The 14,491-nt window shown below is 58.4% G+C and carries 13 protein-coding genes and 1 tRNA gene; 5 read left to right on the top strand and 9 right to left on the bottom strand.

Going from position 1 to position 14,491, the window contains the following annotated elements; translation table 11 throughout:
- Positions 1-57: 57 nt before the first annotated feature.
- Complete coding sequence (locus tag NA78x_RS11205) at positions 58-1,506, top strand: DUF1570 domain-containing protein (protein ID WP_425618532.1); 1,449 nt, start codon at positions 58-60, stop codon at positions 1,504-1,506.
- Between the two features lie 21 nt (positions 1,507-1,527).
- On the opposite strand, the gene NA78x_RS11200 is transcribed toward NA78x_RS11205, so the two are convergent.
- The 4 genes from NA78x_RS11200 to NA78x_RS11185 form a co-directional block, all read right to left on the bottom strand.
- Positions 1,528-1,866: a hypothetical protein gene (locus tag NA78x_RS11200; protein WP_425618531.1), complete on the bottom strand. Its 339-nt coding sequence runs from the start codon at positions 1,864-1,866 to the stop codon at positions 1,528-1,530.
- Positions 1,867-2,780: 914 nt separating this feature from the next.
- Positions 2,781-3,236 carry a carboxypeptidase-like regulatory domain-containing protein gene (locus NA78x_RS11195; protein ID WP_425618530.1) on the bottom strand — a complete coding sequence of 152 codons (456 nt, stop codon included), beginning with the start codon at positions 3,234-3,236 and terminating at the stop codon, positions 2,781-2,783.
- 54 nt (positions 3,237-3,290) lie between these two features.
- Complete coding sequence (locus NA78x_RS11190; RefSeq protein WP_425618529.1) at positions 3,291-4,304, bottom strand: DUF1559 domain-containing protein; 1,014 nt, start codon at positions 4,302-4,304, stop codon at positions 3,291-3,293.
- Positions 4,305-4,844: 540 nt separating this feature from the next.
- Positions 4,845-4,917 (bottom strand) — tRNA-Lys (locus NA78x_RS11185).
- 316 nt (positions 4,918-5,233) lie between these two features.
- On the opposite strand from NA78x_RS11185, the gene NA78x_RS11180 reads away from it, so the two are divergent.
- The gene (locus tag NA78x_RS11180) at positions 5,234-6,025 is read left to right on the top strand and encodes an SDR family NAD(P)-dependent oxidoreductase (RefSeq protein ID WP_425618528.1); all 792 of its coding nucleotides are present in this window, start codon (positions 5,234-5,236) and stop codon (positions 6,023-6,025) included.
- 2 nt (positions 6,026-6,027) lie between these two features.
- On the opposite strand, the gene NA78x_RS11175 is transcribed toward NA78x_RS11180, so the two are convergent.
- From NA78x_RS11175 to NA78x_RS11160, 4 genes are all read right to left on the bottom strand, one after another.
- Positions 6,028-6,804: a hypothetical protein gene (locus NA78x_RS11175; RefSeq protein WP_425618527.1), complete on the bottom strand. Its 777-nt coding sequence runs from the start codon at positions 6,802-6,804 to the stop codon at positions 6,028-6,030.
- An 862-nt stretch (positions 6,805-7,666) separates the two neighbouring features.
- Positions 7,667-8,116 carry a hypothetical protein gene (locus NA78x_RS11170; RefSeq protein ID WP_425618526.1) on the bottom strand — a complete coding sequence of 150 codons (450 nt, stop codon included), beginning with the start codon at positions 8,114-8,116 and terminating at the stop codon, positions 7,667-7,669.
- A gap of 22 nt (positions 8,117-8,138) precedes the next feature.
- The gene (locus NA78x_RS11165; RefSeq protein ID WP_425618525.1) at positions 8,139-9,149 is read right to left on the bottom strand and encodes a DUF1559 domain-containing protein; all 1,011 of its coding nucleotides are present in this window, start codon (positions 9,147-9,149) and stop codon (positions 8,139-8,141) included.
- 287 nt (positions 9,150-9,436) lie between these two features.
- A complete protein-coding gene (locus NA78x_RS11160; RefSeq protein WP_425619444.1) occupies positions 9,437-10,756 on the bottom strand; it encodes a Gfo/Idh/MocA family protein in 1,320 nt (439 codons plus the stop codon).
- A 179-nt stretch (positions 10,757-10,935) separates the two neighbouring features.
- On the opposite strand from NA78x_RS11160, the gene NA78x_RS11155 reads away from it, so the two are divergent.
- The 3 genes from NA78x_RS11155 to NA78x_RS11145 all read left to right on the top strand — a co-directional run bounded on the left by NA78x_RS11155 (position 10,936) and on the right by NA78x_RS11145 (position 12,758).
- Complete coding sequence (locus tag NA78x_RS11155; RefSeq protein WP_425618524.1) at positions 10,936-11,364, top strand: hypothetical protein; 429 nt, start codon at positions 10,936-10,938, stop codon at positions 11,362-11,364.
- A 129-nt stretch (positions 11,365-11,493) separates the two neighbouring features.
- A complete protein-coding gene (locus tag NA78x_RS11150; protein WP_425618523.1) occupies positions 11,494-12,201 on the top strand; it encodes a 3-keto-disaccharide hydrolase in 708 nt (235 codons plus the stop codon).
- Between the two features lie 2 nt (positions 12,202-12,203).
- Entirely contained in the window at positions 12,204-12,758 is a 555-nt protein-coding gene (locus NA78x_RS11145) for a hypothetical protein (RefSeq protein WP_425618522.1), read from the top strand.
- Positions 12,759-12,771: 13 nt separating this feature from the next.
- Here the strand turns inward: NA78x_RS11145 and NA78x_RS11140 are convergent, their stop codons facing one another.
- Entirely contained in the window at positions 12,772-14,475 is a 1,704-nt protein-coding gene (locus NA78x_RS11140) for an ABC1 kinase family protein (protein WP_425618521.1), read from the bottom strand.
- Positions 14,476-14,491: the final 16 nt, after the last annotated feature.

The following is a 14,491-nucleotide window of genomic DNA, read 5'->3' as shown; positions in this document are numbered from 1 at the left end:
GCGTCTCGTTGGACGCCTTTTCCGCCCCTTCGCAGCTGCGTTTGCAGTTTTTCTCGCATGAAAACCGCTCAACCGCCTTGGCTGCCTCCGCTCATGCTGCTCGCCGTAGCAATCCTGATTGGCAGCGGGGCAGGGGAGGGCGGTTCCTTTTTTACGGAATGTGCCGCTGCCGATTGGCCTCCGACGACGACGGTCGAGCCTCGCGATATGGGCATCGATCTGCCCAGCGGCCCGATTCGCAAGGGCAAAGGCGAAACGGTAACCACCCTGGACGCAAGCTCGCAGCCCGTCGTCGCCCAGGGATATGTCACCATTGGTGACAACGCCATGCTGCTGCTCCCCGATGGCCAACTGGTGCCTCGCAAGAAGGGCGAGTTCTCTCCCAGCGATCGCAAGTTCGAACCGATTGACCGCAAGGTTCTCGGCGAGCGACTCATCCGCGACGAGTTTCCCGGCTTTAAGACCAAGCAGACGAATCACTACGTCTACGTTTACAACACGACCGATGGTTTCGCCCAAGCGACCAGCCGCATTCTGGAAACGATGTTGCCGGGCGTGATCTTGCACGGCAGAGCGCAACAGATCGACGTCAAAGAGCCAACGCTGCCGATGGTCGTCGTCATGTTCAGCACGCAGGAAGAGTTTCAAAAGCACAAACGCATGCCGCCCGGAGTCGTGGCCTACTATCACACCCTGAGCAATCGCGTGTTTATGTACGAGCAGTCCGACCTGGCGCAGCAGAGGCCCGACCTGGCCGTTCAGCAGGCACTCTCGACCATTGCTCACGAAGGAGCGCACCAGATTCTGCACAACATCGGCGTGCAGCAGCGGCTGAGTTTGTGGCCAATGTGGCTGAGCGAAGGCTTGGCCGAGTACTTCGCCCCCACGGTGGCCGGCGAAAAGTTGCGCTGGAAAGGTTCCGGCCAGGTGAACGACCTGCGCATGTTTGAGCTGGAGCAATACATCAAGAGCCGGGCCACTGAAAAGCCGAATGGTCAGCTGATCGAACACACGACGCAGGCAGCGCGGCTCACCAGCACGGGTTATGCAACCGCCTGGTCGCTGACGCACTACCTGGCGAAGAATAAGCGGGTGGAGTTCAACAACTACGTCAAGCGAATGAGCGAACTAGGGCCGTTCGAGGCTCCGGGTCCAATCGTCGATCCGGGCATCGTGAGGCAGAACCTGGCAACCTTTCAGCTGCAATTTGGCGAGAACTTGCCGGAGTTGGAAAACCGCCTGGTGCTGCACTTGAAGAAGCAGAACTACACCGATCCCTTTGCGGCGAATCCACACTTTGTCGCCACGTTACAAGCCGTCGATGGCCGGCGACCAATTCGACAAGTCAACACATTTCATGTCCCGATGCTCGCGCAAAAATGGCTGCGAGAGTCCGTCGAGCTGCTGCCGGAAAGCGCTCGTCCGAACGCGAAAACAGCCGTCCAAAGCTTTCCCGACCGGCCGACTGCCGAGGCCTGGGCTCGGCAGTGGGCCAGCGGAAAGTAAGGATATGGTTCTGCGGTCAGCTCAAGCGACTTCAGATTCGGTGTGGTGTGGCACCGCCTCGAGTTCGAGATTGCTGATCCACCAGCGCGCTTCTTTTTCGGCAAGTTCATGAATGAGCGGCACGCGGCGTGAGATGCGATCGAGATCGACGATGTGCCTCACCAGCAAGTAGCGGCCGCCAGTAACTCGCACCAGCATCGTCAGGTACTGCTGAATTGGCTGGCCAGCGAAATCGGTCTGCACTCGTGTCGATGGCCCCCACGACTCGCAGGCGCGAGTCGGCATGCCGAGTTGGGTATGCATGTGAGCCAAAGCCGCAGCGATCATATCGGGCGTGCGCGAAGGATGAAGTTGAATCATCGGAAGGAGTTCCTCTCTCTGGAGACTGATGACAGATTGGTCCGCTTGTTGCGCGCGTTGCCGATACGGCAACGCTAATGACGATCGCAGTTGGCGAGAGATGCCAGGAAGATGTGCCCAGACAGTTCAAGCGATTGGCACAGAAGCAGACATCAAAGTCGGCAGCATGGCCGCGCGAGACTAGCCAGTTCACTCACTGACATTCAGCGCGGGCCGATTAGATCAACTGCACGCCGCAACACTGGTGGCGGGCGGAATCGCACAAGTAAGACAGGACCAATCCCGTGGGGATCAGCCTGGGAGAGAGCAGTGACGCAGGCTGCCAATAGATGACTGCCGTCCAATCACTTTCGATTCGCAAATTGCTGCCGCTATGAAACTCGGTCGGAGCCTCAGATGTAACCTGACCCAATACGGCGACGGGCACCTGGGTTGGCTGAGTCGGTTCCGCTTGCACGCGCGGTGCTAACGGACTCGTCAGCACGAACAGCATCTGGCTTGGCTGATTTGGGGACGCGACTGTCGCCACTTCGGGCGCTGGCAGCGAGGCACCAGGAGCAATAGCCGGGAACAGACTGGCGAGCAAACTTGCCCAGAGAAAAGTAACCGCCAGACAGCGAATTCGCTGCGGTGGGGTTCGGTTACAAGCTCGATCCGCGAGCATAGAGACAGTCTGCAAAAACTTCCTGTTGAAACACCGGTCTGACGTACTGTGATAATCCAAGCGCGCGGATTCGTCAAATACTTCCGCTTGAAAATATCAACTTCGAGACCTCTATCCCAATCGCACCATCTTTAGAGCCAAGATCTAGAGCCAAGATCTAGAGCCAAGAAAAGCCGAAACCCCTTGCGCGCTCAAGGCAAGTGAGCGCAGCCAAGGGGCTGTGATCGACTACTGATGGCGGTGTGACGAACTACCGCGAGGTGAGGGCAAAGGTGAGCGGTTGGCCACCAGCGCTGACCGCCAATGCCAGGGTGGTCTTGTTGTAATCGCTATAGCGCGGCGGCACGATGTCCCGGGTGCTCAGGTCGGCGATCGAGAGCGTGCCAGCTGGGATCGGCGAACCGTTGCTCATCACGCGCTTGCTGATGACGACCTTATATTCGCCCGGATCGAGTCCCTTGCCCGCGCGAAAATGGCTGACCTCAAACTTGCCACTCTCGTCGACCGTGCCCACGCCACCCATACCCGGCGTCGTACCAATTGCCACGAAGGTGACGCTGGCGCCAGCCAGTGGCTTGCCGTCCATCGTCACGGTCCCGGTGACTGGCACCAGGTTCTCGCTCAGGTTGGGGCCACCGCAGCCCGTCAATCCAACCGACAGGCTCAACGCGAGCAGGGCAAAAGCAGTTGCTAGTCCTTTGGTCATCTCAAAACGCTCCTTGGTTTTCTTAGCTTCGTTTGGTTTGTTTGCTTGACTGGTTTAGTAATCGCCTGGAAGGTCGCCGCCGTTGGCGGTGGCGAGTGCTTCCAGAGTGGTCGAGGTAATGTTCTGGCTGAGGAAGCGAACCGAGCCATCGGTCAGGGCGAACATCGCACCACCGGGATGCAAGCTGCCAGACGAACCCCATTCACCAAGCTTGCCATGCTTGCCGGGAATGGGCGATGAGCCCCAGCTGTTCCAGGGGCAGCAGGGCCAGATGTTGATGCCTTGCGGCGAGTTCTTGCCGACCGGATCGATACCGACTTGTACCCAACCGCGGTAACCCCAAGCCGGTGCGCGGCCGTCCCAAACTTCGAAGGTTGTTTCGCACAGCATGATGGTGTTGCTGCTGCCGTCTTTGGCATCTTCGATCTTCGAGGAACTTTGATTGCCGAACATGCGGCGGTTGTTGCCGTACGATTCCCACGTCTGGGTACATTCCGTCGGACCATTGGTAGCGAAGTCGTAGTTGGTCTTTGCTCCCGAGAATCCGCTGCCTGCCTTGATGATGTAGTGGGAAGAGCCATCGGCACCTTCACGCAACAGCGGGTTGCCGTTGTCCGAGGGGCAATTGAAGACCTTCAGGCGCGTCGAGACTACGGCCGCATTGCCACTGGTAACCGGATCGCCCTGCAATGTCGCGGTATTGCCCGTTTGCTTGAACACGCTCGCACACTGATTGAAGTCGTACTTCGCATAGAGTGCCGTCTGTTCGAAGTAAGGCAGCGTCATGGTCCAGCCCGAGGTATTCAACCCAATCGTTTCGGAGCCTGCTCCGCGGCACGAGGCCAGGCCAAGGCCCGCTGGCGGCAACTTGCCGAGCGAGTCTTGATAGTTGTGCAGAGCCAGCGCGAGTTGCTTGATGTTGTTACCGCAAGACATGCGGCGCGCCGATTCACGCGCGGCTTGTACAGCCGGCAATAACAGCGCCACCAAGACGCCGATGATCGCAATCACCACCAACAGTTCCACGAGGGTAAACGCGCGTCGTGCTCGATTTGAATTCCTCACCATGAATTTCCTCGCGAAAGTAAGAATGACTGCCGGAAAAATTGAACGTGCGCACACGGATATCGAGCCACGGGACATCGCGCAAAAACGATGCGGTGACTGTTACCGCGCGAGCGGAAGCCCGACCAACGAACACAGTTGCAGGCAGTAGCCCGAAAGGAGGTTGTCAGCGCAGGGCAGGATGGGATTGAGGGGTTGCTCGAAGGAGAGGACGAACGGTGGGTTCGTATAATCGAGCAGGCGAGGTTCCGAATTGGGGCTCGGATCAAAGCACGTCGTATGCGAAACGCGCGCCAAAGCTTAAGAGATTGCGACCATCAGCTGAACAGATCACCAGAAAGAGGGTGAAACATCACGCGCAGGCAGCCAATTTCAATTCAATCCAGCGGGAGAATAACTTGCGGGCCGCTCGACGCACCGCGCAAATTCGCGAGACTGCCGCAAAATGTTGCACAGCGGCTGCTAAGAAAGTGGGCACTTCTAAGGTGCCCCGACGCGTCGGGCTACTTAAGGCGGCTAGCGCGAAAGCCCAGAAGGGGTAAATGAGACCGGCGGGACTCGAACCCGCGACCCCAGCATTAAAAGTGCCGTGCTCTACCAACTGAGCTACGGTCTCAACCCCTGACGGTGTTCGCTTGGGCGAATCGAGCGGGGTGACGAAGCACCCCGTGACCGCCGAGCGAAGCTACAGATTGTAGGCAGCCGAGCGGAAGTTGCCCAGCGGGCGGTTGAGGAAAACGAGATCCCGACTGACGAGACTGGGGTGGCCTCACGGAACGAAAATTCGGGCCACAGTGGAGTTTACGGCCTGAGCCAATTCGCAAAGAATGGCTGCTGTCAGCCAATTGCTGGCTGTACCGATTTGTCTCTGCCGACGGAACGGTCCTTTCTCAGGCTCGATTTCCGAACTCGTTCCCCCGAACCAGCCGCCCATGACCGAACCGTCGCCGACACCGCTCCCCCGCTTTGCCGGAAAAGTGGCCATCATTACCGGCAGCAGCGATCGCGGCATCGGCGGTGCCACTGCCCTGCGGATGGCTGAAGAAGGGGCGTCGCTCGTTCTCGCTTCGCGACATCAGCCCGAGCGCCTGCTGAAGAAGCTGACGCGCGGCAAATATCCGCACGTGTTTCTGGCCGCCGATATCACGCACCCGGAAGATGTGCAGCAGATCGTCGCGACGGGGCGCGAGCAGTTCGGCAAACTCGATATTCTGATTAACAATGCCGGGATCGAGGTCGCTTCCCGGTTGGTCGACTCCAGCGACGAAGAGTGGCGGCACCTGCTCGAAGTAAACCTGAATGGCTCCATCGCACTGACCAAGGCAGCGTTGCCGTATCTGACCTCGCCGGGCGGAGTGATCGTCAACGTGGCCTCGGCACTTGGCCTCGCCGGCTGCGTGGGCTTTAGCGTGTATAGCGCCAGCAAGGCGGGCCTGATCGGCTTTACTCAGTCACTGGCCTGGGAAGTTGCCAAGCAAGGCATTCGCGTCGTGGCCGTCGCCCCCGGTCTCGTGCACACACCCATGGTGCAAAAGCATACCGCCAAGCTGACACCCGAGATTTGGGCGCAACTCGAAGCGTGTCATCCGCTGGGTGTCGGTCGCTCGGCCGATGTGGCCGCGGCGATTACGTTCCTCGCCTCCGAGGATGCTCGTTGGATCACCGGCATCACGCTGCCGCTGGGCTTCGCCCATCAATACCCGCTGCCGGTGATGGGGGAGTAATCCTAGCGACGCTTGCTCATCTGCTGACTTAGCAGGTCGAGTTGGCCCTTGAGATCGGCCAGCAAGAGGTGTGGACTCGCCCCTTCGGCCATGTGCAAGTAGAAGGACTGCGACGGGTTGCTGTGCGACTGGGTGAGGAGCGTGGTGGAGTGCCGAAGTTCATTGAGTTCGCCGTCGAGTTGATCGAGCGTGTGCGAAGTCGCGCGGTTCGTTTGCCAGAGCGATTCAAGTTGCAGCACCAGGCCGAGGATCAAACCAGCCTGACCCAAGAGGGTGAGGGGCAAGCCCAGCGACCACAGGCTTTGGCGACCGCTAACGGCCGACCAACCTAATAGGACGCCGCCGCAGACGAAGCACATTACTCCGATCGACAGCGCCGACCAGGCCAGTCCCGCAAAGCGAAGTTTGGGAGCATCGCCGGCTGAATTTGCGTGGTGATTCTTCTCGCGCGAATGACCGTTCGTTTCATCGGCGGGCAGTTCGCCGGGCAAAGCGACCGACTCGGTGACCGGCGGCGCTTGCTTCCACGCCATCGCGAGCCGTTCGACATAGCGAAGCTCGGCTTCGAGTTGCCAGTCGGCCTGGGGCATGGGAGGCTGCAGCAGACTCTCGATGGTGGCTTGCTCGGGCAAGATGGAGAGTGGCTCAATGCCAGCGGGAATAGGAATGTCGTAGCTGGCTGATGCGAACGGCGACTGGCAGCGTATGCACCGCAGGCCACTGGACCGGTCGCCCGGAACCACGGCGGGCACATCCTGCTGACATTTCGCACACCACATAACGCAACAGCCCAGGGGGAATAGGCAATCTGTTGGTCGGTCCAGAGAGGACCGCCTTCTGTCCTAATCCATCGGCATGCTGGTTGTTAATCTGTAACGATTTTGCCGATTCTGCGGCCCGAAGTAGACCCTTGCGCGAATCTCGCCACAGCCCCTGTGGCGGTGGTTTATTGGCTTGTCCACTACTGCGGCCAGCTGGCAGCGAAGTCGGCTAAAACATCGCGGCCCACCCCGATTATTTCGTATGTGCCGTTTGACAAAGAATCACGCTTCGAGCAGATTCAGTTCAGCCAGCGAGTGGAGAGAAGTGGCCAACCAACAGGCTCACGTGAAGCACGCAAATTGCGAGTGCGAGAGTCGCAAAAAGTGGTTATCACCATTTCCACGGAATGGGCGATTTGTTTTTCCTAAGTTCAATCCCAGATGGATCTTCGGGCAAGCAGTTATCGCGCAAAAATCGCTAAAAAAGTTATCAGATTTGGTTATCAGAGCCGTGGAAGTTGCCTCGGACTGTTCCTTGAAAACTTGGTTGAAACCCACAGCGAAAATGGGCCGCTGCAAGTTGAGTGGAGTGGATCGCCAGTCGACGTAAGCCCAACAGCGTGAAATGGGTGGGTGTTCACAAACCGATGGGGTTTGTGGACACGCAGGCGCGCCGCACCCGAGAGATACTGCAGGTGGCGTTCACAAACCGGGCCGGGTTGTGAACAAAGTTTTCCCTGCGACGCCGCTGGAAGCGAAGACTTACGGCGATTGGAATAGGAGGCAGTCGATAGGCTGAGCCAACTGCTTGCGCAAAAGCCAATGAACCACCGCCGCAGGGACGGGCGTGGTCAGTACCGCTTGTTGCCGGCTTACAAAACTACTTTTTGCTGAAGATGTCGAAGTCTGCCTTGTCGGTGCCGCCGGCGGGGACAACGAATTCCTTAGTGCTAGCCGAGTTCCATTCTGCGGGAATGGGATCGACCTTCTTGCCGGCGAGAACCGCCGGACCACCGTCGGCCGAGGTGCCATCGGCGCTTTGAGTAACCACATCGTTCCCCTTCGTCATGATCCGCACGAGGTGCTTGCCAACCACTGCGCCAGGCTTGTCACCAACTAACACATAGCGGCCGGTGTCGTCGGTGTAGGCACTCGACCCGCGACCAGGATTTGGATTCTCGGTGGTCCCGATTGGCTGAAAGGTGACCACGGCTTTGCCGTAAGGCTGACCGTTCACCTTTACGATGCCGGATACGGGAGCATAGCCTGAGCCACCGCAACCAGCGAAGGTGATAACGACGAGGGAGCACAGCAGGGCAGAGCGAATCATGGTGGTGATCATCAGGAAGGTGCTAAGGAAGAACTGCCGACTCGCCGCCAGACATGGTCGCCATGTTCTGCAGCAAGTTAATGTCGGCGTTGTAGCTGATGAACCGTACCGAGCCATCGCCGAGGGCCCAGTTGGCACCAGCGGGATGCTCGCTGTTGAACGACCGCTTGCAAGTCTGGTCGCCGTACAGGCCGGCGGTTCCCCAGCAGCCGGTGGTATCCGTGGCGCTTGTTCCGTAGGGCTTACCGTAGAGGCGACTTTCGGCACCCACCGACGATTGGTTGTACGAACCGTAGGTGTACGACCAAAAGGTGCCGCGCGAGGTGGTCGAACGCGTGGTGTACTCACCCAGCATCAGCGTGTTGGAGAGGCCGTCGGTGGCATTGGCCATTTTTTCTGGTCCACCCATGGCGGCCGCCGTCGTACCCGCAGGAGCATTGTTATAAGAGACGCCGATCGAGTGCAGCAGCGATTTATACGAGTGGTCCATCGTACCACCCGGCCACAGACCCGGTTCGTAGCTATCCCAAGCGCCGTGCCCGGAGGTGAGGTTCATTTTGCCGCTCACCGCGCGATAGCTGCCGTGCCTTAATTGGTTCGTGCCAATCGGGCCCGAACCGGGCACTTCGAGTTTGCCGATCATGGTGTCGGACGCACACTCGTACGTTTTGACACGACTCTGACCGATGAGCACGTTGTTGGCAGAAATGTTCTCTTCGTTCTGGCGATACTTCTCGTACAAAGGGCCCTGTTCCATGAAGGGGAGAATTTCGATTGCCCAGTTGGTGTACGTGGCTGGTGCGCAGCAGGCACCGTAATAGGTGCCGCCGGGGGGAAGAATTAACTTCGCATCGTGATGATTATGGAGCGACAGCGCCATCTGCTTGAAGTTGTTCGAACACGAAGAACGTCGAGCGGCTTCGCGAGCGGCCTGAACCGCAGGGAGCAAGAGGGCGACCAGAACGCCAATGATGGCAATGACGACGAGCAACTCCACCAGGGTGAAGGCGCGCCGGATAGGAACCCGTTGCATGGTTCGCTCCGCAATGAATAGCGATAGAAGGGAGAGGATATAATGCTTCGCCCAAGCGGGAACGCCGTTGTTCGTTCACGCAAGGAAACTGCTGGCTAGCGTGCAATTCGCATGGCCGGTTAGTCAGCAGAAAACTGCAAGGATGAGTAGGGTACGAAGGAAATATAAGCCCCCTCGGAATCCCTTGCAATATTTTTTACCCTTTTGGCGATTTTCCCCGTTGACAGCGATTGTCAGCCGGAAGGTGCAACAGAATTCCGGCTGACCTTGCCTCGGGAGCTTGAGCGCTAGACCTTGGGTTCCCAGCCTGGGCGGTATTCTCGACTCCACAGGTTCATCGCCTGGTCATCGCCGACGATATGACCATTCTTCTCATCGGTAGTGATGACGCGGTTCACGCGATGCGCGATGTTACCCAGGTGGCACATGAGCGTGCTCTTGTGGCCTTCTTCGATATCGGCATTCGGACGCTTGCCGGTCCGGACGCATTCGAGGAAGTTGTTGACGTGATCCGGGTCGCCGCCACGCGAGCCTGCTGGGCTGGCACCGACTTCTTTATTGCGATCGTCGTACTGCTTGTAGCCAGGGTCGATGATCACGATCGAGCCATTTTCGCCGTGAAAGCTGCAGCCGAATTGGTTCAGCATCGAGCCGAGCGGCGACCAACTGAGTCCTTCCCACATGATCGACTTATTGCCAGGGAAGTTGTAGGTGACAATGTGCGTGTCGGGCGTTTCTTGATCGTCGTCGTGGCGATACTTGCCACCGCCGGACGTGACGCGATTGGGAAACTCCACATCCAAGCCCCAGCGGCAAACATCAAGCGCATGGATGCCGTTGTTACCCAATTCGCCGTTGCCGTAGTGCCAATGCCAGTGCCAGTTATAGTGCAGCAGATTGTCTTTAAAGGCCTTCTCGGGCGCGGGACCTTGCCAGAGCGTCCAATCGAGCCAACTGGGAACTTCAGCAGGTTGGCCATGCTTAATGTTGGGTCGTTTGTTGTTGTACCAGGCGCGGGCGTAATGGACTTTGCCAATCTCGCCCTTTTTGATCTTGTCGACGGCCTCGACAATGCCCGGCCAACTGCGGCGCTGGCTACCCATTTGCACCACGCGGTTGTGCTTGCGCGAGGCTTCGACGGCTAGCTCGCCTTCGCGCGGGTTATGGCTGCAAGGCTTCTCGACATAAACGTGTTTGCCGGCAGCACAGCCCAAGATGGTCGCCGGCGCGTGCCAATGATTGGGAGCGGCGCAGATCAAAATATCGACGGTCTTGTCGTCGAGGATCTTGCGAAAATCGCTCACGCCTTGTGGCTTGATTTGTTGTTGATCGCCGACGATGGCCGCTGCCTTGGCAATGGCCCGCTCATCGACATCGCAGATATACGAAATGTGTGCGCCCGCACTGAGGAACGACTTGGTGAGTGCACTGCCGCGACCATTGACTCCCATGACGCCAACCGTCAACTTCTCGTTCGGTCCTTTCGCGGCGGAGGAGACCTGCGGCAATGCTGCGGCAATGGCAGCCGTGCCAGCGACAGAGCCGACGGCTTGCAAAAACTGGCGGCGATCCAGCGCATGTTGTTCGGGCGAGTTGGCATCGGGCATTCGCGTCACGTCATATCTCCTGAAAGGGTAGGGGAGAGGGCGGGGTGAATCCTGGTGAGCTAACAGGCTGAGCATAACAGACCAGTGCAACGGTTTCACCAGCTTCTGGCGAACCTTTTGCCGCGTGACTTCGTCCAGCTCATCAAGCCGTCAGCTATCCGGCGCGTGGATGAACCTGCATGAACGACACCGAACTGCTAAGTCGGTTTGAATCGCAAATGATCTCCCGCAGCGCGTGGTCGCATCGACTGCATGTGCGCATGGCCTACCTCTACCTACGGCAATATCCCTTCGAAGCAGCGGCTGCACGCATCCGTACCGGGATCCAGCGGTTGAACGCAGCCAACTCGGTGCCAGAGAATCCCGGAGCGGGCTACAACGAAACGGTGACGATTGCCTGGGCGCGGATTGTCGCAATGACGATCTGTCAGCAAGGACCAGCGGCAACCTCCGACGAGTTCGTCGATCGCCAGCCTCATCTGCTTTGCAGCACGTTGCTGCGGCTCTTCTATTCGCCAGCCATCTGGACCGAACGAGATTGCAAGTCGCGGTTTGTCGAGCCAGATCTGGCTCCTTTAGCGCTGCCTCGCCCTCAGCAAGCGGACTGACCTAACGGCAACATCCCTCGGAAGCAGAGGGCTGCAGACAGCGTCGCCGTTGTCTAGAATCGGCACGTCTGCCCGTGTTGCCACGGCTTTGATCATTCCCGCTTTGCTACCCAGACTAGGATCCCCACCATGCATGTGTCTCTACTTCGCTCTGCATCCTTCACCCTCTTGGCGTTGATCGCGACAACCACCTTCGCTGCCGATGACAAACCGCTCAACACTCCGCCCGAAGGCTTCACCGCTCTCTTCAACGGCAAAGACCTGACCAACTGGCAAGGTCTGGTGAAGGACATTAAGAAGCGAAAGACCATGACGACCGAGGAGATCGCTGCGGCGCAACCGGCTGCCGATAAGATCGCTCACGACAACTGGACCGTGAAGGATGGCATTCTGCACTACAGCGGCAAGGGCCAAAGCCTGTGTACTGTGAAAGACTACGGCGATTTCGAGCTCTACTGCGATTGGAAGATTCCCGCCAAGGCCGACAGCGGCATCTATCTGCGCGGCACCCCCCAGGTGCAGATTTGGGATCCCGCCGACGAAGCCCAATTGAAGAACGGCGCCGATAAAGGCTCGGGCGGTTTGTGGAACAATCAAAAGAACGACCGCTTCCCCAAGGTGAAGGCCGACAAGCCCATCGGCGAGTGGAACACCTTTCACATCAAGATGGTCGGCGACAAGGTGACCATCCACCTCAACGGCCAACTCGTTACCGACACCGTCCTCGAAAACTACTGGGAACGCGACAAGCCTTGCTACGAGAAGGGACCGATCGAACTGCAACATCACGGCAACCAGCTGCAGTTCCGTAACATCTATGTGAAAGAACTGAAGTAGCGGTGGCCGAGCGAGACGATCGGCCTAACTCGCCAGAGCCCGTGTTCATCGATCAGGAATACAACTATCGCAACCCATTGATAGCTGTATTCCTGATTGTGTTCACTGCCGGTAGTCTCGTCATTGGCTGGAGCGTGGTGCAGTCAATTCCGTCCCTAGCGGCCGATGCTGCTGCTGGCAAAATCCCCAAGCCCATTGCGGGAACTGTGCTGGGAATTCTCTTTACGCTGCTCATTCATTTTCTCACTGGCACCCTGCATTGGATGTTCTGGTTCGCCCCGCGCTGGCGAGTCCGCATCGATGGTAAAGGCATTCTTTTTGGTAAGAAGCTAACTCGCTGGGAAGAGATCTCGCAGATTGGCATGATGACTTCGAGAAGTGGACCATTCGTAACAACGCGTTACTTGCCTTACTTTCATCGCCGGTCGCGCTGGCCAATGGCTCTTATTCGCGGCCTCCCCTTGTCTCCCGCGCTGACGGCCGAGCAAGCAGATGGCTTGCTGAATCAACTGAGCCAGTATCTGGCGGAACATCATCCGCATGTCGAAGTTGATTAGATAGCGTGGGGGATTACTTCGAAACCTTCTGATCCAAGTGCCCGCTCTTGCCAATGGCGCGCAGTAACCGCAGGCCAACGAGTAGGCTGATGGTGCAACCGCTCAGGCCGAGAATGGAGACATTGTCGAGGCCGAGCCAATTGCTGATGAACGGTATGCGCGGCAGGATCGGTGGCACATGGTGCGACATCATCAGACTGCTACCCATGAAGAGCGCGCTGGCGAGCATTCCCAGCACGAGACGATTCACGCTGGGGCCGAGGCCGCGATGATCGAGATGGACATCGAACTTGCCCGTTTGCACCTGTTCGAGGATCTGCATCACTCGCTGCGGCAGCACTTCGGCCAGTTGTTCAAGCTCGACAATTAACCGGCGAAACTTGCGGGCCTGCCTAGCCGGTGAAAGACGCCGAAACAGCATCTTCTTCTGCATCGGCTGCATCAGTTCCATCAAGCTGAACTTGGCACTCAGCAGCTTGGTGGTTCCCTCTAGCGTGACGAGCACCTTGATCAACATGGCCACCTGCGTGGGGAGTGTGATCTGGTAGCGGCGAATGATTTCGACCATGTCGGTTAGCGCGCCGCTCAGGTCGAATTGATCGAGTGCCTGCGTGGAGTAATGACCGACAAAATCGGCCACATCATTCGACAGTCCCGCTTCATCGAGGTTGGGCGGTACGGCGCCAATGCGCTTGATCAGGCGAGTGAGCATCGGCACATCGTGATTGACGATGGCCAGCAGCATCTCTTCGATATCTTCGCGCAGCCGTTCGTCGATTCGGCCGACCATGCCGAAGTCGATGAGGGCGATGACATTGCCGGGCAATAGCAGGATGTTTCCTGGATGCGGATCGGCATGATAAAAGCCGTGCGTGAAAATCATCTGCAAGTAGAGTTGTCCGCCGCGACGAGCGACTTCTTCGCGATCGATGCCGGCCGTTTCGATCACGCCGGTCTGGCTCAGCGGGATGCCATCGACCATGTCCATGGTCAATACGCGCTGCGTGCAGAGATCGGTGAACGCCCGCGGAACGAAGACTGTGTCGTCATCACAAAACAGCGTGGCGAATTGCTGCAGGTTGCGTTCTTCGCGGCCAAAATCGAGTTCCCGCCGCAGGGTGCGGCCCATCTCGGCCACGTTTGCCACGGGCCGGTAAGGCTTGAATTCTGCGACGCTCTCGGCGACTTGCGCCAGGCCCGCGAGCACTTCCAAATCTTCGTTCACGACCTGCTCGATGCCCGCGTGCTGCACCTTTACCACGACGCGCTCGCCGGTGAGCAAGCGGGCTTGATGCACCTGGCCGATGGAGGCCGAGGCGATGGGCACGAGATCAAATTCCGCGAACAACTCTTCGATCGGCTGACCGAGTTCTGTTTCGACAATCGCGCGCACCGTTTCCGGCGGATCGGCGGGCGTCGACGACTGCAGCAGTTGCAGTTCGTTGGCCAGTTCCTTGCCGACCAGATCGGGACGTGTGCTGAGCAGTTGCCCCAGCTTGATGAACGTGGGACCCAGTTCGGTCAGCGTGAGCCGGATGCGGGCCTCGCGCGTGAAGCGGGCAATCGCACTGCCATCGCGATCGAGCAGCCGGTCCTTCGCAAAGTCGATGTTCGTCCTGCTCAGCCAGTCGGCCAGTCCGTACTTGCTGAGGACGGAGATGATTTCCGTACCGCGGCGGACATTGCGATAGATCTGAGGGATCGAAGTGAGACGCATGGGGAAGGCAAACGTA

The sequence above is a fragment of the Anatilimnocola aquadivae genome, assembly GCF_049819085.1.
Lineage (GTDB): Bacteria > Planctomycetota > Planctomycetia > Pirellulales > Pirellulaceae > Anatilimnocola.
This window is presented reverse-complemented; position numbering and strand designations above follow the sequence as displayed.